General features: G+C 65.5%; 22 protein-coding genes. 16 read left to right on the top strand and 6 right to left on the bottom strand.

Annotated elements, in window-relative coordinates; all coding sequences use genetic code 11:
* Nucleotides 1-32 precede the first annotated feature (32 nt).
* The 4 genes from PI87_RS06655 (at nt 33) to dapA (ending at nt 3,389) form a co-directional block, all read left to right on the top strand.
* Nucleotides 33-1,349: an MFS transporter gene (locus tag PI87_RS06655; RefSeq protein ID WP_039596934.1), complete on the top strand. Its 1,317-nt coding sequence runs from the start codon at nt 33-35 to the stop codon at nt 1,347-1,349.
* Nucleotides 1,350-1,479: 130 nt separating this feature from the next.
* A complete protein-coding gene (yiaA, locus tag PI87_RS06650; RefSeq protein WP_039596933.1) occupies nt 1,480-1,935 on the top strand; it encodes an inner membrane protein YiaA in 456 nt (151 codons plus the stop codon).
* A gap of 210 nt (nt 1,936-2,145) precedes the next feature.
* Nucleotides 2,146-2,496: a hypothetical protein gene (locus PI87_RS06645; protein WP_039596932.1), complete on the top strand. Its 351-nt coding sequence runs from the start codon at nt 2,146-2,148 to the stop codon at nt 2,494-2,496.
* Nucleotides 2,497-2,504: 8 nt separating this feature from the next.
* Nucleotides 2,505-3,389: a 4-hydroxy-tetrahydrodipicolinate synthase gene (gene dapA, locus PI87_RS06640; RefSeq protein ID WP_039596931.1), complete on the top strand. Its 885-nt coding sequence runs from the start codon at nt 2,505-2,507 to the stop codon at nt 3,387-3,389.
* An 8-nt stretch (nt 3,390-3,397) separates the two neighbouring features.
* On the opposite strand, the gene PI87_RS06635 is transcribed toward dapA, so the two are convergent.
* Nucleotides 3,398-3,973 carry a hypothetical protein gene (locus tag PI87_RS06635; RefSeq protein ID WP_039596930.1) on the bottom strand — a complete coding sequence of 192 codons (576 nt, stop codon included), beginning with the start codon at nt 3,971-3,973 and terminating at the stop codon, nt 3,398-3,400.
* 322 nt (nt 3,974-4,295) lie between these two features.
* Here PI87_RS06635 and ypfJ point away from each other — a divergent pair, with 322 nt between their 5' ends.
* Nucleotides 4,296-5,183, top strand: coding sequence for a KPN_02809 family neutral zinc metallopeptidase (ypfJ, locus tag PI87_RS06630; RefSeq protein ID WP_039596929.1), 888 nt, complete (start codon nt 4,296-4,298; stop codon nt 5,181-5,183).
* Nucleotides 5,184-5,298: 115 nt separating this feature from the next.
* Here the strand turns inward: ypfJ and PI87_RS06625 are convergent, their stop codons facing one another.
* Both PI87_RS06625 and PI87_RS06620 read right to left on the bottom strand, forming a co-directional pair.
* Complete coding sequence (locus PI87_RS06625) at nt 5,299-7,413, bottom strand: hypothetical protein (protein WP_039596928.1); 2,115 nt, start codon at nt 7,411-7,413, stop codon at nt 5,299-5,301.
* Nucleotides 7,414-7,624: 211 nt separating this feature from the next.
* A complete protein-coding gene (locus PI87_RS06620; protein ID WP_039596927.1) occupies nt 7,625-8,371 on the bottom strand; it encodes an SDR family oxidoreductase in 747 nt (248 codons plus the stop codon).
* Between the two features lie 137 nt (nt 8,372-8,508).
* Here PI87_RS06620 and PI87_RS06615 point away from each other — a divergent pair, with 137 nt between their 5' ends.
* From PI87_RS06615 to PI87_RS06595, 5 genes are all read left to right on the top strand, one after another.
* Nucleotides 8,509-10,017, top strand: a complete 1,509-nt coding sequence (locus PI87_RS06615) for a DNA-3-methyladenine glycosylase 2 family protein (RefSeq protein WP_039596926.1) — start codon at nt 8,509-8,511, stop codon at nt 10,015-10,017.
* A 5-nt stretch (nt 10,018-10,022) separates the two neighbouring features.
* Nucleotides 10,023-10,571, top strand: a complete 549-nt coding sequence (locus PI87_RS06610) for a methylated-DNA--[protein]-cysteine S-methyltransferase (RefSeq protein WP_039596925.1) — start codon at nt 10,023-10,025, stop codon at nt 10,569-10,571.
* An 83-nt stretch (nt 10,572-10,654) separates the two neighbouring features.
* The gene (locus tag PI87_RS06605; RefSeq protein WP_039596924.1) at nt 10,655-11,569 is read left to right on the top strand and encodes a DMT family transporter; all 915 of its coding nucleotides are present in this window, start codon (nt 10,655-10,657) and stop codon (nt 11,567-11,569) included.
* 106 nt (nt 11,570-11,675) lie between these two features.
* A complete protein-coding gene (locus PI87_RS06600; protein ID WP_039596923.1) occupies nt 11,676-12,200 on the top strand; it encodes a cytochrome b in 525 nt (174 codons plus the stop codon).
* Between the two features lie 363 nt (nt 12,201-12,563).
* Complete coding sequence (locus PI87_RS06595; RefSeq protein WP_039596922.1) at nt 12,564-13,892, top strand: HipA N-terminal domain-containing protein; 1,329 nt, start codon at nt 12,564-12,566, stop codon at nt 13,890-13,892.
* A 28-nt stretch (nt 13,893-13,920) separates the two neighbouring features.
* Here the strand turns inward: PI87_RS06595 and PI87_RS06590 are convergent, their stop codons facing one another.
* Nucleotides 13,921-14,193 carry a hypothetical protein gene (locus PI87_RS06590; protein ID WP_039596921.1) on the bottom strand — a complete coding sequence of 91 codons (273 nt, stop codon included), beginning with the start codon at nt 14,191-14,193 and terminating at the stop codon, nt 13,921-13,923.
* A gap of 203 nt (nt 14,194-14,396) precedes the next feature.
* Between PI87_RS06590 and PI87_RS06585 the strand changes: the two genes are divergently transcribed.
* Nucleotides 14,397-15,812: a M20 family metallopeptidase gene (locus PI87_RS06585; protein ID WP_039596920.1), complete on the top strand. Its 1,416-nt coding sequence runs from the start codon at nt 14,397-14,399 to the stop codon at nt 15,810-15,812.
* A 68-nt stretch (nt 15,813-15,880) separates the two neighbouring features.
* Entirely contained in the window at nt 15,881-16,687 is an 807-nt protein-coding gene (locus tag PI87_RS06580) for a transporter substrate-binding domain-containing protein (protein ID WP_039596919.1), read from the top strand.
* Nucleotides 16,688-16,714: 27 nt separating this feature from the next.
* Here PI87_RS06580 and tet read toward each other — a convergent pair whose 3' ends face one another.
* Entirely contained in the window at nt 16,715-17,896 is a 1,182-nt protein-coding gene (tet, locus tag PI87_RS06575; RefSeq protein ID WP_039596918.1) for a Tet(A)/Tet(B)/Tet(C) family tetracycline efflux MFS transporter, read from the bottom strand.
* 139 nt (nt 17,897-18,035) lie between these two features.
* Entirely contained in the window at nt 18,036-18,842 is an 807-nt protein-coding gene (locus PI87_RS06570; protein ID WP_039596917.1) for a hypothetical protein, read from the bottom strand.
* Nucleotides 18,843-19,250: 408 nt separating this feature from the next.
* Here PI87_RS06570 and PI87_RS06565 point away from each other — a divergent pair, with 408 nt between their 5' ends.
* The 4 genes from PI87_RS06565 (at nt 19,251) to PI87_RS06550 (ending at nt 23,449) form a co-directional block, all read left to right on the top strand.
* The gene (locus PI87_RS06565; protein WP_039596916.1) at nt 19,251-19,523 is read left to right on the top strand and encodes a hypothetical protein; all 273 of its coding nucleotides are present in this window, start codon (nt 19,251-19,253) and stop codon (nt 19,521-19,523) included.
* A gap of 354 nt (nt 19,524-19,877) precedes the next feature.
* Nucleotides 19,878-21,080: an HD-GYP domain-containing protein gene (locus PI87_RS06560; protein WP_039596915.1), complete on the top strand. Its 1,203-nt coding sequence runs from the start codon at nt 19,878-19,880 to the stop codon at nt 21,078-21,080.
* Entirely contained in the window at nt 21,062-22,618 is a 1,557-nt protein-coding gene (locus PI87_RS06555) for an ABC transporter permease/substrate-binding protein (RefSeq protein ID WP_039596914.1), read from the top strand. Before PI87_RS06560 ends, PI87_RS06555 begins: the two co-directional genes overlap by 19 nt.
* A 63-nt stretch (nt 22,619-22,681) precedes the next feature.
* A complete protein-coding gene (locus PI87_RS06550; protein WP_039596913.1) occupies nt 22,682-23,449 on the top strand; it encodes a sulfite exporter TauE/SafE family protein in 768 nt (255 codons plus the stop codon).
* Nucleotides 23,450-23,557: the final 108 nt, after the last annotated feature.

The raw sequence follows: 23,557 nt of genomic DNA, 5'->3' as shown, positions 1-23,557 counted from the left end.
CGAGCCCGGCCAGCACCAAAGGAACCCTCATCATGATCGCCCCCTCTACGGCAGGCGCTGCTGCACCCGCTCGCCCTGAAAAAACCGATGCCGCCCATGCGCGCCGCATCGTCATCTCGTCGTCGATCGGCAATGCGCTGGAGTGGTACGACTTTCTCGTCTACGGGTTCTTCGCGTCCATCATCGGCAAGCTGTTCTTTCCGGCAGATGACGAGTGGGTGTCGCTGCTGTTTGCGGTGGGCAGCTTTGGCGTGTCGTTCATCACGCGGCCGGTGGGCGCGATCGTGCTCGGCATGTATGCCGACAGGAAGGGGCGCAAGGCCGCGCTCACGCTGTCGATCCTGTTGATGATTGTCGGCACGCTGGCGATTGCCGTGATGCCGAGCTATCAGCAGATCGGCATCATCGCGCCGGTCACCATCCTGCTGGCGCGCCTGGTGCAAGGCTTTGCAGTGGGCGGTGAGTTCGGCAGCGCGACGGCATTCATGGTGGAGCACAGCACACGCGGTCGCGGCTACTACGCGAGCTGGCAGTTTGCGAGTCAGGGCATTGCGACCATCCTCGCGGCGGGGCTGGGGGCGCTGCTGACGGCATCGCTCACGCCGGCGGACCTAGAGGGCTGGGGCTGGCGCTTGCCGTTCATCTTCGGCCTGCTGGTCGGCCCCGTTGGCTTCTACATCCGCCGCCATCTGGACGAGACGCCCGAGTTTGTTGCCGAGCAGAAGAAGACCACCGTCGACCCGCAGGCGTCATTCAAGGCGCAGTGGGGCAACCTGCTGCTGGCGGTGGGCGTGGTGGCGCAGTCCACCGTGTCGGTGTACGTGCTGCAGCTCTACATGCCAACGTATGCCGTCAAGCAACTGCATCTGCCGGCCGCGCAGTCGTTCGCGGTGGTGGTGCTCAACGGTGGGCTGCAGTTTCTGTTGTCGCCGGTGATGGGCGCGCTGTCGGATCGCATTGGCCGCATCCGCATCATGCTCACCACGTCGGTGCTGATGATCCTGTTCATCTATCCGATGTTTGCGTTGCTGCGTGCGTATCCGACCATTGGCGCGCTGCTGGCGCTGCAAGCCGTGTCGGGCATCTTCAAGGCGGCATATTCCGGGCCGATGCCGGCGCTGATGTCGGAGATCTTCCCCACGCGCGTGCGCTCGACGGGGCTGTCGCTCGGCTACAGCCTGGGGGTGACGCTGTTCGGCGGGTTCGCACCGTTCATCGTCACATGGTTGATCCACACGACGGGCGATACGCTGGCACCCAGCTACTACGTGCTGACAGCGGCCGTGGTGAGCGGCATCGCGCTGACGATCATCGCGCTGCGCCATCGCAAAGCCGTGCGCCCTGCCTGAAGGAAGCCCCTCCACGCCGGGCGCTGCATTATGAATATTTAATAAACGGGGCCCGTCTCCGCCATTAGGATCGCTGGCACCCGGAACGCCTCTCTGGCGTTCCCAGTTGCATTGATCTCAAGGAGACCTCGTGAAACCGCAACTCCAGGCCCCGTCGTTCGCGTTCGTCGCTGTTTCTTGGGCAGCGCTTCTGATCGGCTTCCTCTCGTTCCTGATCGGCCTGTACAACGCCAACATGCAGCTCAACGAGCGCGGCTACTACTTCACCGTGCTGGTTTATGGCCTGTTCTCCGCAGTCTCGATCCAGAAGAGCGTGCGCGACCGTGCCGAGGGCATTCCGGTCACCGGCCTGTACTACGGGCTGTGCTGGCTCTCCACGCTGCTGGCCGTGCTGCTGCTGTGTGTGGGCCTGTTCAACGCCACGCTGGCGCTGAGCGAGAAGGGCTTCTACGGCATGTCATTCGCACTGGCGCTGTTCGGTGCGATTGCCGTGCAGAAGAACACGCGCGATACGCAGGCCGCCAAGCCTTACACCGTTGAATCGGAATTCGTGCAGTTGCGTGAGGGCGGAGACGCTACGAACTGAGTCTGCGATATCCAACGCTGCATACAGCTGCACCCAATGCCCCGACAGATTCGGGGCATTTTTTTCGCCCGCAGAACGCCCGACTCTTTACTCTTTCTTTACACACCGCCCGCTGCCTTTTTCACGCTTTTTATGAGCAAACCGATACGGTGTCGCCATGTTCAACGATACGGCGACACAAGCCGTCGCCGACCCATCATGGCGCGATCGATGCTCCTGTCTTCGCTGGTTCCGCACCTGCTGCCGCCTTCGCCGGCGGCCGCTGCTCGCGTGGATGCCCGTGCGGTTGCCACGCCGGCCCGTCAGTACGTGTGCCTGCGCGTAGCGGTGCCGAGCGATGAACCCCATGCGGTTCGCCGTCAGTTGCATGCGTTGCTGGGCGATGCGCTCGGCCTGTACATCGTCCAGCATGACGCGCGCCGTCACACCATCAGCGTCGATCTGGAGCTCGTGCACGCCGATGTGGATGCCGTCATCGGCGCCCTGCTGCGCGGCCTGCCGCGCGCAACGCTCGGCCGCATCACCCCGCTCAAGCGCGGGCATGCACACCTGCTGCACTGAGGCGCGCCATGTTCTCGGGCATCTGGATTCCGCTGATCACCCCCTTCCATGACGATAGAGTCGACACGGCTGCGCTGCGCCGACTGGTGCGCCACTACCAGGGCGCAGGCGTAGCAGGCTTCGTCGCGCTGGGCACCACGGGCGAAGCCGCGCTGCTCTCACAGATCGAGCGCTACACCGTACTGGAGACCATCGCCGAGGCATGCGACGGCCGTACGCCCTACCTGATCGGCGTGGGCGCGGCTGACACGCGCGAGGTCTGCGCGCAGATCCGTCACTACGAACGCTGGAACAGTGCGGGCTATCTCGTCCCGCCGCCGTATTACGTCTGCCCGTCGCAGGCAGGCTTGCGCTGGCACTACACGCAGGTGGCGGCCAGCACGTCGCGCGCGGTGGTGCTCTACAACGTGCCCAAGCGCACGGGCGTGGCCATCGCACCGCATACCGCACTGGTGCTGGCCGAGCAGGCCAACATCGTCGCCATCAAGGAATGCGTGGCTGACAACTTTGGCGCGCTGCAAGGCGGGCCGCTGGATGTGCTGAGCGGCGATGACAGCGCGCTGCTCGACTGCCTTGTGCACGGTGGTGCGGGTGGCATCCTGGCCGGTGCGCATATCCGCCCAGAGTTGTTCGTGGCCCTGGTGGAACACCATCGCGCGGGCCGCGTCGACCAGGCCCGGCGCCTGGCTCACGCACTCGCGCCGCTGGCAGCGCTGCTGTTTGCCGAGCCCAACCCGGCGCCGGTCAAGGCGTTGCTGGCCGAAGCCGGGCACATCGGCGAGCAGACGCGCGCGCCCATCCTGCCGGTGACGGAATCGTTGCGTCGCCGCCTGGTGGCAGCCGTGCAGGCACTGGAAAGCGTCGAAGCCGACCGCGCACTGCGGCTGGCTTAAGCGACGTCTTACGCGCCCTTGTACCAGTGCGCATTCCACGCACTGGCTGCCCTGCGGTAGGTGACATGTCGCGCGCCACGATGGCGGTGACGCGGCGAACTCGCGACGGGGCCGTCGTCAACGTCGTTGGCGTTCTCCGTTGCGGCCACAGTCTGCGCGCTGGCGGGCGCCATCTGCGAGTAGACGCGCTGCTCCATGCGATCCCGTGCGACGGCAACCGGATCCGGCTGCGTGCCCTGCTGTGAGGCCTGCGGTGTTGCAGCACTCGCGGGGGGCGCCGCCATCGCCACGCTCATCGCATCACTGGCCTGCACGGCGGTGGGCGTATGCCCTGCCAGACTGCGCACCCACGGCGCATGCACCATCCCCACGTAGATTGCCCCCGTCACTGCAATGAACGCAGCCGCCACGTTGGTGAATGCACCATGGACGATGGCACTCGAAGCGCGGGCCCACCACGGCTTGTGCTCGACCTGTGCCGGCGGCACGTCGGACACCCCGGTCGGGTCGACATAGGTGGCAGCCAATTGCGGAGCGTCTATGGGTTCGGGTGGCTGAGTGGTAGTCGAAGCGGGCAAGCGCATGTTGAGGACTCGAGATCGTGGGTCGGCAACATCGCGCGTTGCCGATCGTTATTCGGGAATGGCCGCATGACACGCACGTGACAGCACGAAGCTGCCGAGCGGCCCGGTTGCGGCGATCAGCCATGCGTAGCAAGTTCCTTGCCGGGTATTGTGCGCTGCGACAAACACCCACAAACCCTTGTCAATGCTCGCCTTGATCGTGAGAACAGACGATTTGGCCATCCGACGGAGTGCCCGTGCGCATGCAAGGCAGGTAGACTTTGCAAAGTTTACCGGGTGTGACGCCCGAGTCTGCACATCAAGGCAATCCAGGGAGAAAGACGTGCGTTGGGATGACATGCGCGAAAGCAACAACGTTGAGGATGAACGCGCATCCTCGGGCGGCGGATTTGGCGGTGGCGGCATGCGGCTGGGGATCGGCGGCATCGCCATCGTGGCGGTGGTCGGCCTGCTGATGGGCAAGAACCCGCTGGAGATTCTCGGCATGGTGATGCAGGTGTCGCAGAACGCGCCCACCACGCAGAGTACGCAGCATGCACCGGCCCGCCCCACGGGGGAGACCGACAATGACCGCAGCAAGCAGTTGGTCTCGCACGTGTTGGGCGACACCGAAGACACGTGGACGCAACTGTTCAAGCAGGCCGGCCGCGCGTATCAGCCGCCCAAGCTTGTGCTGTTCCGCCAGGGCATCCGCTCGGGTTGTGGCGACGCCACCTCGGCCGTCGGCCCGTTCTACTGCCCGGCCGACACCAAGGTCTACCTGGATCTCGGCTTCTTCGATGAGTTGCGCCGCAAATTTGGCGCACCGGGCGACTTTGCCGCTGCGTACGTCGTTGCTCACGAGGTTGGCCACCACGTACAGAACCTGCTGGGCGTGTCGGAGAAGGTCAGCCGCGCACAAGCCGGCAAATCGCAGGCTGTGGCGAATGCGCTGTCGGTCAAGCTGGAACTGCAGGCCGATTGCCTGGCCGGCGTGTGGGGCCACTTTGCACAGAAGCGCGGCCTGCTGGAGCGCGGTGACCTGGAGCAGGCGCTCACCGCCGCGCACGCCATCGGCGACGACACCCTGCAGCGCAACGCCGGCCGCAGCGTCACGCCCGATGCCTTCACGCACGGCTCGTCTGAGCAGCGCATGCATTGGTTCCGCCAGGGCTTTGATGGCGGCGACATCCGCCAGTGCGACACCTTCCGCGCCGGCGCCGACGCCTGAGCGCAAACAAAAATGGGCATGCACTGACGCATGCCCAACCGCTTTTTCCGATCCGTTCCCCACGTAGTCTTGATGCCGCGTGGGGTTTGCCGGATCAGCTCCCCCGCCCTTTGAATCAGTTGTAGATGTAGATCGTGCTCTTGGCGCTGTTGTCCAGCATGCGATAGCTGAAGTTCAGTGCGCGCGAGGTGCTGGTCGTGAGCGCCGGGACTTGCTGCCCGCTTGGCAGGTTGATGACCGCCGAAGTCGCACCCTTGGGCACCGCAGTCTGCGCGCTGTACGTGCCGGCAGAATCAATGGTGACGGCCACACCACCGATCTGCTGTGCAGCAACGTTCTGCACCCAATCCACCGTCAACGACGTCTGCGCAGCACTCAAGCTGCTGTTGGTCGGATCCAGCGCCGCCAGCGACTGGCTCCCCGGTGTGTTCCACGGCAGATTGACGCCCTGCGTCGCCGCGACAAGGTCCGTCAGAAGCGTCTTCTTGATGCTCAGGTCCGGGCTCGCCACACTCGTATTCGCGCCGTAGAACAACGCGATCGTGTACTTCACGCCCTTGGTGACGGCCGTTGTGTCGAGGTTGTCTCCCGATTGTGCCCAGGTCAGGCCGCTGGGGTTGGGGCTCACCAGTTGCGCGGCCGCTGCACCACTGATCCCCGTGGTCTTGGATATCCAGAAGTTCGGGCAGTTGTAGGTCGGCGTTTTGGTGGTGGCCGTATTCCCGCACTGATACGTGGCAGGAAGCGTCCCCGTCTTGTTCGCGAGATCCATGTACACCTGGCCGCTCACCACCGGCGGAACGAAGACCAGCCCCGCCTGCGGCAGCCCCGGCCCTGTCACGATCGCATAGCTCAGACTGCCTTTGCCGTTGATGACGGAGCCCGGCCCGGCAGCGTTGATCAGGAACTGGACCCCGTTGCGGAAGTGGCTGAAATTTCCAGAGCTTGGGTTGAACTGCTCGACGCGTCGGATCACCGTCTTGGCCGTGATGTCCACCGGCTGCTGGTTACCCACGAGCCACCAGTTGGACGCGTGCGCGCTCGAGGCGCCCGCAGCAACGAAGCGCGCCACGGTGATGAGGTTGCCCGGATTGCCGTTGGCATCGAGGTACTTGATATTCACGACCGCTTCATCCTGCCCAGATGCACTCTGCGCCGCTGGGTAGAACGCCATGATCTCCGGCACGCTGAACTGCGCGCCGGTCATGCTGCTGCTGGTCAGCAAGCTGTAAAGCCACTGCCCGCCGTTATAACCGTTGTGCAGGAACGCAATGCCGCCTGCGTTGCTGGTGTCAGACAGGATGTTCTGGCAGGCCGCGCCCGCCGTGATGACAGTCGCGCCGCCTTGCGTGGCGGGCACGGTGGTGTCAGTGGCCACGACACGTTGCGCGACGGGCTGCGCAAAGCAGGCGGTCAATGCGGTCGCCATGGCCTGCACGCCCTGCGTGAGCGTCGACACGTTGGCCGCCGGCGCAGGCAGCGTCGAGCCGCTGCTGGTGGCCGTGGCCAAGGGCACGGGCGTGGGGTTGTCCACCGTGGCCAACTGCAACTGGCCGGTGCTCGGGTCTTTCGACACCTTGACGATGTCGAGCACCTGGTCAGCGGTGTTGCCGCCGGAAGATGCCGTCGCCGCCGAGATGCTGGTAGCGAACGGGTCATAGTTGGCCGGCGCGCCGATGGCACTGAGCACGGACGCCAATTGCGCGACCACGTTGGCGGTCACAGTCTTGAGCGCCGTGGCATCCACGGTCTTGGCGCTAACCACCGACAGCGGATTGCCGTCTGGTGAGAGCTGCGCAACGATGGCCGTGGTCAGCGGCGTGGCGTTGAGCGTGAGCGGCGAGCCCGCGGGCGGCGTGACGGTGGTCACGCTCACCAGCGGCGCGGTGTTGCCCGTCGGGTCGGTCACCACCACGAAGAACGGTGCAGCCTCGCCCGCCTTCAACGTGCAGGTGTATGCGCCCAGCGCACTGGTGGTGATGCTGGTTTCCACGCACGGCGAACTGCCGGTGCTATCGGTGACGGCCACATTGGCATTGGGCAGTGCGCTGCCCGTTGCGGCGGTGCCCGTGAGTGAAGCCGAGGCAGGTGTAATGATGCCGCCGCCGCTGCTACTCGAACCGCTGTCCGATCCGCCGCAACCTGCCACCAGAAAGGCTGCCGCCAAGGCCATTGCCGTGATAGCGACGGCGCCCGTATGCCGGCCACGGCCGGTGTTGTTCGTCTGCATGAGACCCCCGTAACGTTGGTTCTACATATTTCCCGTCAACTCGGCCGGGTGCGCTCTGGTGGCGCATGCCGGATGCCGTGGCGGCTGTCCTGGCCGCGACGACACGCCGGTCATCGTAGGAACGCGGGCCGGTCGACGCATCCCCAAATTTGGGGATGGTGCCAACCGTCGAACGGAATCAGAGGGGATCAGAGGAGGAAACGCGGGCCGGTCAACGGCCGCCGGCGCAATCCAGCAGCGCGCCGGTCACGTACGACGCCGCGTCGGAGAGCAGCCAGACGATGGTCTCGGCCACTTCTTCCGGTTTGCCCGGGCGGCCGATGGGTGTAGTGGAGCCCAACCGCTGTGCGCGGTCCGGCTGTCCGCCCGAGGCGTGGATCTCGGTTTCGATCAAGCCGGGGCGCACCGCGTTCACGCGCACGCCGTCGCGCGCCAGCTCACGCGCCAGGCCCAGCGTCATAGTGTCGACCGCGCCCTTGGACGCCGCATAGTCCACATATTCATGCGGCGAACCCAACCGCGACGCCGCCGACGACACATTCACCAGCGAGCCGCCCACCCCGCCGCGCCCGGTGCTCATCCGCCGCGCCGCCTCGCGCGCCACCAAGAACGCGCCCAGCACATTGGTCTCGAACATCGTGCGCAGGCGGTGCGTAGTCATGTCGGCCACATCCTGCGCCTCGGCCACGATGCCGGCGTTGTTGACCACGCCGTGCAGCGGCCCGAAGCGCCCTGCGGCAGCCTCGAACAGGGCGATCACATCTTCGTCGCTCGACACATCGCCCTGCACCGCCAGCGCGTGGCCGCCGGCCTGCTCGATCATGCCGACCGTCTCTTCGGCTGCGGCGCGGTTACCGCGATATTGCAACGCAACAGACCAGCCGCGTTGTGCACACAGCACCGCCGTGGCGCGGCCGATACCCCGGCCCCCGCCGGTGATAACGATGGTCTTGGACATGCCGATCTCCCGATGTGTTGTTGTGCTCGCATTGTGCCGACATGCCGACTTTTCGGCACCGAGGGAGTTGTCCGAATCCGGCGAACGCATGCGACCCGACAGGGCTAGACTAGCTCCCGAACTCCCCGATCACCACCATGCACCTCGACCACGACGCCTGCTACCACGCTGTGCAATCGCGTGACCGGCGCTTTGACGGCTGGTTCTTCGTCGGCGTGACTTCCACCGGCGTATATTGCCGGCCAATCTGCGCCGTCCGCACGCCGCAGCAGAAAAACTGCCGCTTCTTCATCACGGCTGCCGCTGCCGAGCGCGCGGGCTTTCGCCCGTGCCTGCGCTGCCGGCCCGAGTTGGCGCCGGGGCACAGCCTGGCCGAGATGTCGTCGAACCTCGCACGCGCGGCTGCCCGCATGATCGACGAGGGCTTCCTGCAGGAGCACGACCTGGCCGCGCTGGCCGCCGCCGTGGGCGTGACGGATCGCCACCTGCGCCGCATCTTCCGCGCGGAGTTCGACGTCTCGCCCATTGAATATGCGCAAACGCAGCGCCTGCTGCTCGCCAAGCGGCTGCTGACGGATACGGCCCTGCCCGTTGGCGATGTGGCCTTTGCCGCGGGCTTTGGCAGCGTGCGGCGCCTGAACAGCGGGTTTGCCGAACACTACGGTTTTGCGCCCACCCGCCTGCGCACCCGCACCGCCACAGCAACCAACCCAGACGACGGCCCCACGCTCATGCTGGGCTACCGCCCGCCGTTCGCCTGGCACGCATTGCTCGACTTCCTGCGTGCCCGTGCGGTCGATGGCGTGGAAGTGGTCGATGCCGACAGCTACGCGCGCACGATCACCGTCGACTATGCCGGCGCACGGCATACCGGCTGGCTGCACGCGCGCAACGTGCCGCAGCGCCATGCCATTGCGCTCACGCTGTCAGCCAGCCTGCTGCACGCCATACCGCCTGTGCTGGCCCGCGCACGACGGCTGTTCGATCTGGATTGCCGGCCGGACGTGGTGGACGCGCATCTTGGTGCGCTGGCGGACGACACGCCGGGCCTGCGCGTGCCGGGTGCGGTGGATGGCTTCGAGATTGCGGTGCGCGCCATCGCCGGGCAGGTGATTTCGCTGGTGCAGGCACGGCGCATCCTGGCACGCATGACCGCCGCGCATGGCATCGCGTTGGCGCAACCGCATGACGGGCGCCCCGGTCTCTCGATAACGTTTCCTTCGGCTGCCACCCTGGCGCGCGTTGACCCGCGCACACTGTCTGCCGAAACCGGCCTGCAAGCCAGCCGCGCCGCTGCCGTGATCGAACTTGCCCGCGCCATGGATGCCGGCCATCTGCGGCTGGAGCCGCTGGTGCCGCTCGCCCCCACGTTGGCCGCGCTGCAGGCACTGCCCGGCGTCGGCGAATGGACCGCGCAATACGTCGCCATGCGCGCACTCGGCTGGCCAAACGCGTTTCCGCTGGGCGACTACGTCTTGCGCCGCCGCCTGGCCAACGGCGACGGTGCCCTGCCCACACGCCGCGCCATGATCGAGCGCGCCGAACCGTGGGCCCCGTGGCGCGCCTACGCCGCCATGCATCTCTGGCACCGCGACGATGCGTTCCATCAGGCGCCAGCCGACACGCCCGTTGCCCTTGCGAACTGACCGCCATGTACCGCCACACCTTCCCCTGCCCCCTCGGCGATCTACTGTTGACCACCACCGACACACACCTGACCGGCGCGTTCTTCACCGGCCAGAAGACGATTCCCGTCAACGCCGCGCGCATGCCATCGGGCGCAGACCTGCCGATCATCCGCGAAGCCCAGGCACAGTTCGAGGCGTACTTTGCCGGCAAGCTGCAGCTCTTCGATCTGCCGATGGCGCCCGCAGGCACAGCGTTCCAGCAGGATGTCTGGCGCCTGCTGTGCGACATCGCCTTCGGCCAGCGCAGCACCTACGGCCAGATCACCGCACATCTGGGTCTCACGCGCGAGCACGCTCGCGCCGTGGGCACGGCGGTGGGGCGCAACCCGATCTCGATCGCCATCCCCTGCCACCGCGTGGTGGGGGCCGACGGCGCACTCACCGGTTATGCCGGCGGCCTGCCGCGCAAGGCCGCGCTGCTGCAGCTCGAAGGCCATCCCGCGCAGGTGGGTGAACGCCTGCCGATGTCCGACGACCACCGCCAGGGCACGCTGGACCTGGCGTCAGCATGAAACGATAGAAGCGCGGACAATGGCGTCCGCAACGCGCCCCCCTCCCGGTTCCATTCGCCCTACAACGATAACGAGACAACCCCATGCGCCGCTCCGATGTGCTGGAACTCCTGACGCTTGCTGCCCTCTGGGGCGGCTCCTTCCTGTTCATGCGCGTGGCTGCGCCGCAGTTCGGGCCGGTTGCGCTGATCGCGCTGCGCGTGGCCATCGCCTCGTGCTTCCTAGTGCCGGTGCTGACCTGGCGCGGGGGCATGGGGGCACTGCGTGCGCACTGGCCGCATCTGCTGGCCGTGGGCGTGCTGAATTCGGCCATTCCGTTCTGCCTGTTCGCCTATGCGGAGCTGACCCTCACAGCCGGCTTTACGTCGGTGCTGAACGCGACGGCACCGCTGTTTGCGGCCATCGTCGCGTTTGCGTGGCTGGGTGAGCGCATGTCGTCGCTGCGCGTGCTGGGGCTGGCCATCGGCTTCGTCGGCGTGATCGTGCTGGTGGGCGGGTCGTCGGCCCTCGGTGCCACGCAGGGCGGTTTGGCGGTGGCAGCAGCACTGTCGGCAACTGTGTTCTACGGCCTTGCCAGCAGCTACACCAAGCGCTTCCTGACCGGCGTGCCACCGCTGGCCGTCGCCACCGGCAGCCAGTTGGCGGCCACCATCGTGCTGGCACCGCTGGCGCTCTGGCTGTGGCCCGCACAAACGCCCACCGGCAACGTGTGGCTGCACGTGATCGGCCTGGGCATCGCCTGCACGGGCGTCGCCTACATCCTGTTCTTCCGCCTGGTGGCCCACGTGGGGCCGACACGCGCGGTGTCGGTCACCTTCCTGATCCCGGTGTTCGGCGTGCTGTGGGGCATCCTGTTCCTCGGTGAGCAGCTCACGCTCAACATGGTGCTGGGCTGTGCGGTCATCCTGCTCGGCACGTCGCTGTCGACCGGTGTGCTGGCGCTGGGTAAGAAGACGAACGCCAACGAGAAGGATTCGCTTTTGCGTTCGGGCCGCTAGCTACCGAATTTGCCAGATTTCGCCCGTCTTTTCGGGCGAGATCAAACCGCGTAGTCGACACCTGGGTTAGTGTGCAGACCTCCCCCGCTCACAGGAAGAGGTCCCCGTGTCCCAGTCTCCCGAGCGCTACGCTCGCCCCTCCGTCGTTCTGCACTGGCTGATGTTCCTGCTGTTCGCCTGCGCGCTGGCCGCCATCGAATACAAGGGCACGCTGCCCAAGGGCTCAGCCGGTCGCGCGCTGTTCACTTCCATTCACATGATGCTGGGACAGGTCATCCTGCTCTTCGCGTGCGTGCGCGTCTGGGCGCGATGGCGCTACGCCGCACCGGCGGACGTCGGCCCGGCCTGGCAAGTCGCCGGTGCCAAGCTGGTGCATTGGGTGCTCTACGCCATCATGTTTGCCATGCCCATCAGCGGCATCCTGTTTGTGCAGGCCGGCGGCAAGGACGTGACCTTCCTCACTTGGACGCTGCCCCGGCTCGTGGCCGAAAACCCCGATTTGAAGTCAGCACTTAAATCAGCACATGAATTTGTCGGCAATGCCGTGTATTTCATCGTGGGTCTTCACATTGTGGCGGTGCTTTGGCACGAATTCGTGCAACGCGACAAATTGCTGACACGAATGCGATAAAACCTCGCTTTGCAATAAATACCTTGCCATGCAGACGTCATTGAAACTTCTTCTATGGCGCCAGCAAACGATTTACGGACTGATTTAAATAACTCTCAAAACTGAGATAGACGTTATAAACATCGCCTTTCGCGCACTCGATCTTAACGACTCGATAATCCGATTTCAGAAACCTGCATCACCGAAATCAGGTTTTTCCGAGTGCCGTTTATAATTTCTTTGCTATGCTCGGGCCTCGGTCGATGAGGGGCGTGCAAAGGAATCGCGCAATTGCATTTGCATATTGGCGATTCCCAATGGCTGGCGGATCCTCCGCTACACGGCCGACCTCGCACGCTCCAGTCAAATACGTTGGATACGCGCATGCTGGACGTCTACCTGAACAAGCATCTGATCGGTCAACTGTCGTGCGACCGCAGCGGTTGGGCGTTCGAATACGACCCGCGGTGGCGGACCTCACCGCAGGGCTTTGACCTGAGCCCACATCTGGCACGCGCCGCAGGCAACATTGCCGATACGGCGAAAACCCAGCCGGTGCGCCACTTCTTCGAATACCTGCTGCCCGAGTCGGCGCGCGAAGCCCCCAAGGCTGCAGCGGCCGCGCTGGAGCATCTTGCACAAACCGCGCCGCATCTGGATGGCCCGCTGGCGCTGGTGCCTACTGGTTTCAAGCCGTGCAGCGGCCGCGCGGATGGCCTCTCCGAGCGTGACCTCGTCCTGCAGTTCCAGCAAAGCATTGGACGCCCGCGCCAACCCACGCCACTGCGAGTGGCCGAGCCGCGCGCGCACTACGGCGTGACGGCCACGCCGGAATCCAGCGAGATCAGCCTGCCTTTCCTGGCCTCCAATGGTCTGCCGGTGTCGATGTGGTTGGGCCGCTTTGCAGCGCCGGCCAACGCCGCGCAGTCGAGCCACTTCGTGCGGCTGGACCTGGGCGAAGGCAGCAACCTGCCATATGCCACCATCAACCACTGCTGGGCCACGCTGCTCGGCCGCAGCATCGGGCTGGAAACGCCCTTCCTCGGCCTGCGCCAGTTTCCGGAAACCGCCGCCGTGGTGCAGCGCCTGGATCGCACCCTGCGCTGCAAGAGCGACGACACCGCGCTCGTGCAAGCGCGTTACGTCGTCTCGGCTGTGCAATTGCTCGGGCTCTCACCCGAGCATCGCTTCCTGCCGATCACCGTCGAGCAGGTCGCGCAATGCGCACGCATGTGCGCTGACCCGACGGCCGCCACGGCTTCGCTGTTCCGCTGGATGGTGTTCTGCCTGCTGATCGGTGGGCGCAACGCCTCCGCCGGCACGCTGCATTTCCACATCGGCCCGGATGGCGTCCGCCTGGCCGCGCACGACCACCTGTTCTGCGCCGCCGTCTACGCCAACGAGTGGGATGCCGACGCGCTGTCGCTCGATGACGAACGCACGCCCGACGCGCAAGCCCGCTACGACGCCATCGATCAGGATGCCCTGCTGGCACTGGCCGATCACCTCGGCTACGACGCCGCGCAAGCCCGTCGCGAACTGCTGCGCCTGATCAGCATGCTGGCGCCGCAATCGTCGTTCGTGGCGACGCATCTGTCGCAAGCACTGGGCCATTCGCCGACGCGCGCAGCGGAAATCGACTTCCTCGCACGCATCCATCGTCACGTGTCGGAAACGGCGCGGCGGCTCGGTGGGAAAGCGGCTGAAATCTGAATCGGAATTGGCCCAATCGGCCAGTCGGCTATAGAACAGCGAGGCTGATCGTGCCGTAACGGGCGTACCCGTGTGCGGCCAGCGTGTCCATCGCCTCGGCTTCAGCACGGGCGAAGGTCAACGCCAGTACATCGGGGCCACCTGCCCCGGCAGCAAATGCCTGGTAGGCCTCGTACGCATCGCGCGGCGACACGCCGCTGCGCTCAAGCACCCGCTGCGCGGCTTCCAACGCCGCATGAATCGCCGTCTCCCCAGGCGGGGGATCAGGAAACGCAAGCTGTAAACAGGACGTCGGATTCATCCGCGTTTCAATCTCTGGAACGGCACACCCAACCCAGTCTAGGAAAACGCCTATCGAGTGCCAAGCGTGACAGGCCTCGCGGGCATACTGGCGTCGACTTGGGGATACCCCGGGTGTGCACAACCGTATCCCCCTGCATAATCAGATCGATTGACGAAGCAACGACTTTGCCCACAACGCCACGAGCCTATAAGGAGAAGCCCATGACCCACCGCCAGACGCGCCTGAAGCGGACTGCCCTCGCCTGGTTGATGGCCGGTACCGTACTGCCGGCCTTTGCGCAGATTCCATTCAGCCCCGGCGGCAGTTCATCTGCACCGGCACCGGCGGCGGTTGCCGCGGGCGGTGGGATTGACGTGGCGCAGATCAAGCCGGCGGTGGATGCTGCGGTCAATGCCGAATACGGCCAGCTCGACTCGCTCTATAAAGACATCCACGCCCATCCGGAACTGGCCTTCCAGGAAACGCGCACGGCCGCCAAGCTGGCCGAGGAGATGCGCAAGATCGGCTTTGACGTGACGGAGCACGTGGGCAAGACCGGCGTGGTGGCGGTCTACCGCAACGGCGCCGGCCCGACGATCCTGGTGCGCACCGAACTCGACGCGCTGCCGATGGAAGAGAAGACCGGCCTGCCCTACGCCAGCCACGTGCACACCAAATGGCGCGGCGAAGACGTCGGCGTGGCGCACAGCTGCGGGCACGACGTGCACATGGCTTCGTGGGTGGGCACCGCCAAGACGCTGGTGTCGCTCAAGGACCGCTGGCACGGCACGCTGGTGTTCGTGGCGCAACCGGCCGAGGAAGTGGTGGGCGGTGCGCAAGCCATGATCGACGACGGCTTCTTCAAGCGCTTCCCCAAGCCCGACTATGCGTTTGCGCTGCATACCGGCCCGGGGCCGTATGGTTCGATCGTCTTCAACAGCGGGCCGATCACCTCCAACTCCGACGGGCTGGAAATCACCTTCAAGGGCCGCGGCGGCCACGGCTCGGCACCTGACAAGACCATCGACCCGGTGATGATGGCCGCGCGCTTCGTGGTCGATCTGCAAAGCGTGATCAGCCGAGAGAAAGACCCGCAGGAATTTGGCGTGGTCAGCATCGGCGCCATCCAGGGCGGCAGCGCCGAGAACATCATCCCCGACAGCGTGCTGCTGCGTGGCACGATCCGCTCGTACAAGCCGGCGGTGCGCCAGAAGATGCTCGACGGCATCCGCCGCACGGCCAAGGCCGTGACGGAGATGTCGGGCGCGCCGGACGCCGAGATCAAGATCACCGAGGGCGGCAAGGCCGTCAACAACGACCCAGCCGTGGTGGCACGCACCGAGGCGATGTTCAAGACCGCCTTCGGCAACGACCGCGTGCTGCGCGTGCCCCCGATCACGGCCAGCGAAGATTTCTCGGCGTTTGTTGACGCGGGTATCCCGTCGATGTTCTTCTTCATCGGCGTGAATGATCCGCAGACGTTCTTCGCCTCGCTCAAGCCGGGTGCGAAGCCGCTGCCGACCAATCACTCGCCACTGTTCGCACCGGTGCCGGAGCCGTCTATCAAGACGGGCGTGACGGCGATGTCGCTGGCGGTGCTCAACGCGCTGCAGTGGAACAAGACCGCCGGACAGTAAGCCGCTGACCCCACAAGGCGCGGCGCCACAGCGGCCGCGCCTTTTTCATTGCTCAGATGGGAGACTCCATGCTCAACCGCTTCATCCGCACCGGCACGCTGCTGCTGTGCGCCTGCCTCGCTGCGCCAGTCGTGGCGCAAACCACCAACCGTCTCGACGAGATCATCGCCCGCGGCACGCTGCGCGTCGGCACCACCGGCGACTACAAACCCTTCAGCTACAAGAACCCCGCCGATGGCCACTTCATCGGCCTGGACGTGGAGATGGGCGAGCAACTGGCCCGCGCGCTGGGCGTGAAGCTGGAAGTGGTGCCGACCACGTGGTCGACGCTGATGCAGGACTTTGCGGCCGACCGCTACGACATCGCCATGAGCGGCGTGTCTGTCACGCTGGATCGGCAGAAGAAGGCGTTCTACTCCATCCCGTATCAGCGCGACGGCAAGACGCCGATCACGCGCTGCGAGAACCAGGCCAAGTTCCAGACACTGGCGCAGATCGACCAACCGAACGTGCGCGCCATCGTCAACCCGGGCGGCACCAACGAGAAATTTGCCCGCGCGCAGTTGAAGCAGGCGCAGATCCGCGTGTATCCGGACAACGTGACGATCTTCAACGAGATCGTCGCCGGGCGTGCCGACCTGATGATGACCGACGCGGTGGAAACCAAGCTGCAGCAGAAGCTGCACCCGGAACTGTGCGCCGTGCACCCGGAGGCGCCGTTCGATTTTTCGGAGAAGGCCTACCTGCTGCCGCGCGACGTGGTGTTCAAGAACTTCGTCGACCAGTGGCTGCGGCAGACCATGGAGAGCGGTGAGTTCGCCAAGCGCTTCGATGTGTGGCTGGCGTATCCGTGGAACGTGCCGGCCGCCAAGTAAACGCAAACCCCGGCCAGCCCTGGCGCGCTATGCCTCAACGGCGCGCCGGGCCGCACGCTGCATCAGCACGATGAGGCAGAAGCCGTTGAGCACGGCGCCCAGCAGCCAGACTGAGCCGGACCAGACCTGCGCGGTGGCCGCATAGACTGCGGTGGCCGCCAGCGGCCCGATCATGGCGGCAACACTGGCCATGCTGGCCAAAGCGCCCTGCAACTCGCCCTGCTCGTGTTCACTCACCTGGCGCGACAACATTGCCTGCAGCGCGGGCATGCCGATCTCGGCCATGCACAGCAGCACCATGGTCGGATAGACCATCCAGCCGGCGCTGATCCACGCCATCGCCGCAAAGCCGGCAATGTCCATCATCACGCTCAACACCACGGCGCGGCGCTCGCCCACAGCGCGCGCAATCGGCCCGGTCAGGAACGCCTGCGACAGCGCATGCATCAGTCCATAGGCCGCCAGCGATAGGCCGGCCGCACGCGTATCCCAGCCGAAACGCGCTTCACCGTGGATCACCCACAGCGTCTGCGGAATCTGCCCGACGATCTCGATGATGGCCAGCACGATCAGAAACGGCAGCAGCGTGGGCACACGCGCCACGCGCAACAGCGACTGCACGGGCAGCAGCGTGCGCCAGGCAAACGGCGCGCGCTCGGCACGGCGTGACTCCGGCAACGCCACACACGCGATCAGGAAGTTGACGCCGTTGAGTACCGCCGCCAGCAGAAACGGCGCGCGCAGCCACCAATCCCCCAGCAGGCCGCCCAGTGCTGGCCCGGCAATGAAGCCCAGGCCAAAGCACGCATTCATCAGCCCATAGCGGCGCGCGCGGTCAGCCGGTGCGGTGATGTCGGCAATATAGGCCGTCCCCACGGCGTAGTTGGCCCCTGTAATGCCTGCCACCACGCGCCCCAGGTAGAGCACCCACGCATGCGGCGACAGCGCCATCACGAGATAGTCGATCGCCGCGCCGGCCAGTGACACCAGCAGCACGGGCCGGCGCCCGAAGCGGTCCGCCAGCGCCCCCAGGATCGGCGCGAACAGGAACTGCATGGCCGCATACGCGGCGATCAGTAAACCGAATTCAAAGGCGATGTCGCCGGTGTGATCGAGCTCGCGCAGCAGGCTCGGCAGGATGGGCATGATGAGCCCGACGCCCATGGCATCGAGCGCCAACGTGGAAAGAATGACGGCAAAGGCAGGCATGCGAACGCGCCGCAGGCCCAGGCAGGCGGCGGCGCATGAGGAAAGAAAGTCGCGATGATGCGCCCAAGTGCGGGCGCTGTGCCGCAGACCCGGCAGGCGCGCAAGGCAAGCGCAAGCTTGCTGGCGGGGTCAGCGCCGATCAGTGCAGATTGGCAGGTACGCCGTGCTGCAGGGCGAGCGCGTCGCGCAGCAGCGCATCGGTCATGTCGCGGCCCAGCAGTGCAGGATCGAAGCGTGCCGAGAAACGCGTCGAACACGACTCCACCTGCAGCACGACCTGGCCCGGCGGCAGCAGCTCGATATCGACGTGGATGTCCTCGTCGTCTTCGGTAAAGGAATGCAGCAGCGTCAGCGCGCGATAGCCGTCGGCGCGCTCCACCGCGGCTTCCGTCCAGGACGGCGCCAGCAGCGCGCAATCGACCAGGGTCTCGGGCTCTTCAGGGCGATACAGGTGCAGGCCCATCATGGTCGACGCGGCATCGGCCACGCCCGACCATTCAGCAGCAGGAATCAGATCGCCCAGCAGGCGGACGTCGTCGACGGCGGCATCGGTCTGCACGAAGGCGGCGCCCAGAAAGAACGCCGTCTCGTCACGAAAGCCGCCCGCCACGGTATTGCGCCACAGGCGGTGGCTGTTCTTGCTGCCCAGTGCCACCTGCGACAGCACCTTGGCCGCGCGCGCGCCGTCGGCACCCGACCATTGCTCCACCGCGCCGTGCGAGAACAGGCGATCCGCCATCACCAGGCCCACGCCTTCGGGCAGCACACGCGCCTCCAGCCATCGGGCGAGCACATGCACGCCACCGAACGGCATCTCCGGGCGCCCGACCGCATGCGCACGCACACGGCCGTTTTCCGGCACGTGAAACGGCATGGCAAACAGCCTCGCCTGATAAGCGGCGCCGTCGATCTCGAAACGGGCGATGGAAGCAGTGGTGATGGTCATGATGGTCTTCCTTGCAGCAGGGGCGGAAAGCGTCGCCCACACCTGCTTCAACGACCGTTCGCGTGGAATGTTTAGTGGCAGACCGCCCTACTGGGGGGAGGGGGAATCCCCAGGTTTGTAATGCGACGCAACAATCTGTCGCACCCACGGCCGGAATTTTTTTCCAGGTGGCACCGTCTGATGTTCGCATTAGGGTTATCCCGCATCGCATATTCATGTGTCATATCAATGACTTATGTGCGGATTGTGGTGCTTGAGGCAGCACAATTGTTCGTGTTTTTTGAACAAAGAGTTTAATAGAACCTCTTTTTTACCGCCCAAGCAACGACTAAGCTTATGCCATCGCGTTACTGCACTGCAGCGAATCTGCCCTGTAGCAATGCTCACCCCCCTGTTGTGGAGTCCATCATGAAGACCAAGAACCTGCTTCTCGCCTCGCTGATCGCTATTGCCGCCGTGCCCGCCTTCGCTGCCGGCGTGCAGGGCAAAGACCCGTACACCAATGGCCAGGCCGTCACCAAGGGCGACCCGTACACCGATGGCGCTCGCAAGGCTGACCCGTACACCGACGGTGCCCTGCGCAAGGCCGATCCGTACACCGATGGCCAACTGCGCAAGGCTGATCCGTACACGGACGGCGCCCTGGTCGGCAAGGCTGACCCGTTCACCGACGGCCAGTAAGCCCGTCTGCATCACCCCTGATTCATCTCCCTCCCCGATGCCAGGCGCCCACGCGGCGCCGGTGCCGGTTTGATGAGGCGGCCTTTTCTGGCCGCCTTATTTTTTGGCCGCCGTCTTTCCGCGACCAAATCATGCGTGCGGCGTCATCTTTGCCACGTCACGCATACATACCAAGGCGTGTTTGCTGCACAGCCTTGTTTCGCGCGGTCGCACCCGGTATCACCGGGCTTTCCCCCTCAAGCCGCGCCCGCTGCGTCCGATATGATGAATGGCAACCATTGGCACAGCAGCGTCCCCTTGCGCCCGCTGCATAGGACGTGCCCTGCCAAGGCATCCGATTGTCTGGACACCAACATGCGCAAGCGCATCGCCATCGAACACCTGCGGGTGGGAATGTATCTGGAGGAATTTGTCGGCTCGTGGCTGGACCACCCGTTCTGGCGGGCCCGCTTTCGCGTTGAAGATTCCGCCCAGTTGCAACGCCTGCGGACCAGCGGCATCCGAGAAGTCTGGATCGACACCGCATGCGGCACCGATGTGGCCGCAGCCAACGCTGCACCACCCGCACCACCCAGCCCGCCGTCCGCGCAACCGGACGCCGGCATTACGCCGCGCCCGGTCACGTACGCGGAAGAAATGCGCCGCGCCGGGCGCCTGATCAGCAAGGCAGAAGTTGCCGTCAAAGCCATGTTTGCGGACGCCCGCATGGGCCGCACCATTGAAGCACGCGACGCGCTGCCGCTGGTCGAGGCGATCTCCGGTTCGGTCGACCGCCACCCGAGCGCGCTGATCAGCCTCGCGCGCCTGAAGACGAAAGACCGCTACACCTTCCTGCATTCCGTGGCGGTATGCGCGTTGATGGTGTCGCTCGGCCGCCAGCTCGGTCTGTCCGATGATGAGGTGCGCGACGCGGGCCTGGCCGGCCTGCTGCACGACATCGGCAAGATCGCCATCCCGCCCGAGGTGCTGAACAAGCCGGGGGCGCTCACCGCCGATGAATTCCGCACCGTGGTCGTCCACCCGCAGGCCGGGCACGACATCCTGGTGGGCGATGCCGACATGCGCGACATCGCGCTCGACGTCTGCCTGCACCATCACGAGCGCATGGACGGCACGGGCTATCCACACAAGCTAGCCGGCGAGAGCATCTCGCTGTTTGCACGTATGGGCGCCATCTGCGATGTGTATGACGCGGTCACCTCCGACCGTCCCTACAAGAAAGCGTGGGAAGCCGCCTACGCGATCCAGCGCATGGTCGAATGGCGCGGCAACCATTTCGACCCGATGGTGTTCAACGCCTTCGTCAAGAGCGTGGGCATCTATCCGGTGGGCTCACTGGTGCGGTTGCGCTCGGGGCGGCTGGCCGTGGTCATGCAACACATGCCGGGCGCGTTGCTCACGCCCACGGTCAAGGTATTCTTCTCCATATCGTCGGGCACGCGGATTGCGCCCGAACTCATCGATCTGGCGCACACCGGCGACCAGATCGTTTCACGAGAAGAACCCAGTGACTGGGGCCTGACCGACCTCAACGAACTTTGGATACACGGCGACTGACCTGTAGTCCCCTCCTCCGGCGTTGCCTTGTGTGGCTTGCGCTGGGCTGGCTGGCGTACAGCGCATCGGCAATTGCAGAGCAGCCGCTGCGCATCGGCTCCAAACGCTTCACCGAGTCGTACGTTCTGGGCGAAATCCTCACGCAGACTGCCACCCCGCACGGCCCCACCGAACACGTGCCGGGCCTGGGCAATACCGCCATCGTCTTTGCGGCGCTCAAGAACGGCAGCATCGACGCCTACCCCGATTACCTCGGCACCATCGCCGCCGAGATCCTCCACCTGCCGCAAGCGCAAGCCGCCAACCCGGACCAAGCCGCGCTGCTGGCCGATGTGAACCGCGCGCTTGCGCCGATAGGCTTGGCCGCGGGTGTTCCACTCGGCTTTGAAGACACCTACGCGCTCGCCATGCGCGAGGCCGATGCCGAGCGCGAGCACATCCGCACACTCGCCGATCTGGCCGCCCACCCCGCGCTGCGCCTCGGCCTGTCGCACGAATTTCTCGGTCGCGCCGACGGCTGGCCGGCGATTGCCGCGCGCTACGCGCTGCCGCAACATCCAACCGGCCTTGATCACGGTGTTGCCTACGACGCGCTGCGCGCAGGCCAAGTCGACGTGATCGACATCTACTCGACGGACGCCAAGATCCGCCGCGAACACCTGCGTGTGCTCGACGACACCGCACACGTCTTCCCGCGCTACGACGCCGTACTGCTCTATCGCAGCGACGCCGCACAGAAGCACGCCGCGCAATGGCAAGCCATCACGGCACTCACCGGCCGTATCCAGCGCGACGACATGGTGGCGATGAATGCGGCGGTCGAACTGGAGGGCCAATCGTTCTCGCAGGTCGCGCGTCAGTTCCTCGCCGGCCAGCACACTGCGCCCGCCGCCAAGCCGGCCCGGGCGTTCTTTGCGCAACTGACCGATGGCCTGGGGCGATTGACGCAACGGCACCTCACGCTGGTCGGCATCTCAACGGGCGTTGCGATTGTGCTCGGCGTACCGCTGGGTCTGGCCGCCGCGCGACGGCGGATCAAGCAACCGATCCTTGCCTTGGTGGGCGTGCTGCAGACGATTCCGTCACTGGCGCTGCTGGCCATGTTGATCCCGATCGTCGGGTCAATCGGCGTGGTGCCGGCGCTGATCGCGCTGGCGTTGTACGCGCTGCTGCCCATCGTACGCAACACCATCGTCGGCCTGGAACAGGTGCCCGATGGCCTGCGCGATGCAGCGCTGGCGCTCGGCTTCACACCCGCGCAGCGCACGCGCGTGGTGGACTTGCCCTTGGCGCTGCCCGTCATCCTGGCCGGCATCAAGACGGCGGCCGTCATCAGCGTGGGCACGGCGACGATTGCCGCGTTCATCGGCGCGGGCGGCTATGGCGAGCGCATTGCCACCGGGCTCGCGCTCAACGACAGCGCAACACTGCTGGCAGGCGCCATCCCCGCCGCCGTCCTGGCGCTGCTTGTGCAAGGCGTGTTCGAGGTCATCGAATGGGGGCTGCGCCGGCACGGGGGCGGCACCCCACTCCGGTAGCCAGCGCGAGCGCGGGCGTTCCATTACCATGCGCGGTAATTTCGGCTGCCCACCTCCTCTCTCATGACCACGCTTTCGCTCTCCACCGCCCTGCTCGTTGCAGCGGCCGGCGTCTATGCCGGTGCGCAAAATGCCCTCGCGGGCGGTGGATCGTTCATCACGTTTCCGGCGCTGCTGCTGGCGGGGCTCAACCCGCTGGGCGCCAACATGACCTCGACGATCGCGCTGTTTCCCAGCCAGATCACCTCGTCGATAGCCGGGCGCAAGCTGGCCGGCGGCGTCGATGCCGGCGAGCATCATCTCTCGCTCAAGCAGCTCATCGTCATCAGTCTGATCGGTGGTGTGCTTGGCGCGTTGCTTCTGCTGGCGACGCCGCCCTCGTTCTTCGCCAAGCTCGTGCCGTATCTCGTGCTGTTTGCCACCAGCGTGTTCGCATGGGGCAGCTTCCGGCGCAAGCCGCTGCACGCGGCGTCCGGCATGTCGACCACGGCGTTGGCGACCGCGCAGTTTGCGATTGCCATCTACGGGGGCTACTTCGGCGGTGGGATCGGGTTTCTGATGCTGGCGGCACTCACCGTGGCTGGGCAACAGGTGCGCATGGCGGGTGCGACCAAGAACGTGCTCGCCATGACGATGAATGCATCAGCGGTGGCCGTGTTTGCGTTCTCGCCACAGGTGAACTGGGCGGCGGTGCTGGCCCTGGGCATCGGCGGCATCGCGGGCGGGTTTGCCGGTGCGTGGCTGCTGCACCGGCTGCCGGAAAAGGTGCTGCGCGGGTTCGTGGTGGTGGTTGGCATCATCCTCACGGTCTGGCTGTTCATGCGTGCCTGAAATGTTTCTTGTGGTGCGCCCCCCTTGTTTCATCCCCTGCCGGGGCTGACTCACTTTCTTTGTCTTGCCAAAGAAAGTCAGCAAAGAAAGGCGCGCCCGATGCGGCGA

This window comes from Ralstonia sp. A12 (assembly GCF_000801955.1).
Lineage (GTDB): Bacteria > Pseudomonadota > Gammaproteobacteria > Burkholderiales > Burkholderiaceae > Ralstonia.
This window is presented reverse-complemented; position numbering and strand designations above follow the sequence as displayed.